The organism is Bradyrhizobium sp. SHOUNA76, assembly GCF_023006445.1.
Taxonomy (GTDB): Bacteria; Pseudomonadota; Alphaproteobacteria; order Rhizobiales; family Xanthobacteraceae; genus Bradyrhizobium.
The window spans coordinates 1-2,278 of sequence record NZ_JALBHA010000736.1; the positions used below are offsets into that span (position 1 = coordinate 1).

Annotated in this window: 2 protein-coding genes and 1 pseudogene; all 3 read left to right on the plus strand. The window is 67.0% G+C overall.

From position 1 onward, the window contains the following. On the plus strand, positions 1 to 554 hold a 554-nt coding region (locus tag MOV74_RS36360; protein ID WP_246932123.1), incomplete at its 5' end, for an OmpA family protein. Next, the gene (locus tag MOV74_RS36365; RefSeq protein ID WP_246932125.1) at positions 551 to 1,726 is read left to right on the plus strand and encodes a chemotaxis protein; all 1,176 of its coding nucleotides are present in this window, start codon (positions 551 to 553) and stop codon (positions 1,724 to 1,726) included. The genes MOV74_RS36360 and MOV74_RS36365, both read left to right, overlap by 4 nt. Then, positions 1,723 to 2,278, plus strand: a pseudogene (locus MOV74_RS36370) (flagellar hook-length control protein FliK); the annotation flags it as partial. The gene MOV74_RS36365 and the pseudogene MOV74_RS36370, both read left to right, overlap by 4 nt.

The following is a 2,278-nucleotide window of genomic DNA, read 5'->3' on the forward strand; positions in this document are numbered from 1 at the left end:
AAGCGAGCGTTCAAGCCAACGCCGCCGCGCAGGCGCGCGCCAACGATACGGCGAAGGAGAGCGAAACGCGCGATGCGGCGCAAACCCAGCAGCCGACCGTCAAGCAGCTTCAGTCCGCGATCGCGGACGCGCTGTCGGACATCAAGGCCGGCGCCGGGCCGGCGGCCGAGGTGCGTCAGGTCGAGGAGGGACTCCTGATCAGCCTGACCGACGATGCGAGCTTTGGCATGTTCGCGGTCGGCTCGGCCGAGCCGCGGCCCGAACTCATCCGCGTGCTCGACAAGATCGGGCCGCTGCTGACGAAACGCCAGGGCATGATCATCGTCCGCGGCCATACCGACAATCGGCCATATCGTTCGGAGACTTACGACAATTGGCGGCTGTCGACCGCTCGTGCCCAGATGGCCTATTACATGCTGGTTCGCTCCGGCGTCGACGCGCAGCGGATCGAGCATGTCGAAGGTTACGCCGACCGGCGGCCGAAGCTTCCGAATGATCCCGCTGCCGCGCAGAACCGCCGGATCGAGATCCTGATCCGTGAGAAGCGCCCTTGATCAGGCCGCTGCTCTGCATCGCCCTGCTGCTCCTGCCGTTCACGGCGTCGAACGCGCTTGCCCAGCCCGCGCGCCAGCCGGGCGAGCCTTATGAGCTCGTTCGCGCGCTGCAGGCGGTGCAGGACGGCATCGCCAACGGCGAAACCGCCGCGCACGGCAGCCACGTCGCGCTGATCCGGCAGATCGGGGAAAAGTTTCTCGCCGCCGATCCCGCCGTGTGGAGCAATCCGCAGAACAGTCAGGCCGTGGTCATCTATCTGCTCAGCGGCGGCGCGCCGCAAATCGTCCGCAAGCTGCCGCGCGACAAGATGAACGTGGACGAGCGGCTGTTCAACGGCGCGCTCGCCTATGTCGAGGGTCGTCAAGAGGAGGCGAGGGAGCAGCTCAAGGACGTCAAGCCGCGGACGCTTTCCTCGGGCCTTGGCGGACAGGTCGCGCTGGTCCAGGGCGCGTTGTTTGCGCGTGCCGAGGCATCGTTCGCGATCGAACGCCTGGACGATGCACGCTTGCTGCTGCCCGGCACGTTGGTGGAGGAGGCGGCGCTGCGGCGTGAGATCCTGCTGGTGGGGCAGGCGGAGGATTTCGACAAGTTCGAGTTCCTGACGCTGGCCTATATCCGCCATTACCGCAACTCGATCTATGCCGGCGATTTCTGGCAGCGCTTCTCCACGGGGCTGACGCAATCGAGCCTGGCGCTCGACGGGCGCCGCTTTGCGCGGATCGCTGCCCTGCTGGAGCAGATCGATCGCGCGAGCCGCCTCAAGCTCTATCTCGTGATCGCGCGCGCGGCGATGCTGCGCGGACAGCTGGTCGTGACGCGGCTTGCCGGCGAGCGGGCACTGACGCTCAGCGCCGACGCCTCCGCGGATCGGGAGCGGGCGCATTTCTTTCGCGGCGCCTCACGCGCGCTCACCGACGAATATGACGGCGGTCTCGCCGAGCTGAAGGCACTCGACCGGTCGAAGCTACCCGAGCGCGACGTCCCGCTGCTGAATGCCACGGTGCAGCTCGCGCTCGACATCCGCAAGCCGTTCCCCGGCGGATCCGCCGCCGCCGAAAAGCCTCCGGCAACGCCGGCGCGTCTCGATCTGGCGTCATCGACCGTGACGCTGGCGCGCGCGCAGAAGCAGCTCGGCGAACTCGAACTCCTCACCAGGGACCGCCGTCCATGACCAAGCTCACTGGAACCTCCGGACAGCTTTTCTCGGGCCTCGCCGAGAGCCTCAACATGCGCGGGACGTCGCGTTCGGCAAAGAACGCCGGAGCGAAATCGCAGGGAAGCTCCTCGTTCAACGATCTGCTCCACACCGTCTCGAACCTCGCCAGGCAGGCCCTGAAGGATGACGGCAGCGAGACGATCGCGAAGACCGGAACGCTGCGCCCGCGTCTGGCTCATTCGGTCGAAAAGGAGAGGACGAAGGACGCGGCGGTGCAGGAACACATCGCGGCATCCGAGCGAGCAAAGTCCACGAAGGAGCCTTCCGACAGGAAGACCGACAGATCGTCGGACAAACAACGTCCGGTCGATCATGCCGCAGACGTCCAGGACCAGTCAGTCGTGGCCGTCGTGATCGGGCAGGAGATCGCTGCCGCGCCTGCCGCGAAGCCGCAAACGCAATCCGCCGGTAAGGACGCGACCGCGCGCGACGAGCGGTCCTCCACGACGAAGCGCGAGGTTCAGGGCGCGGACAAGGCGGCGCCGGCCGATACGGCCTCATCCGGTG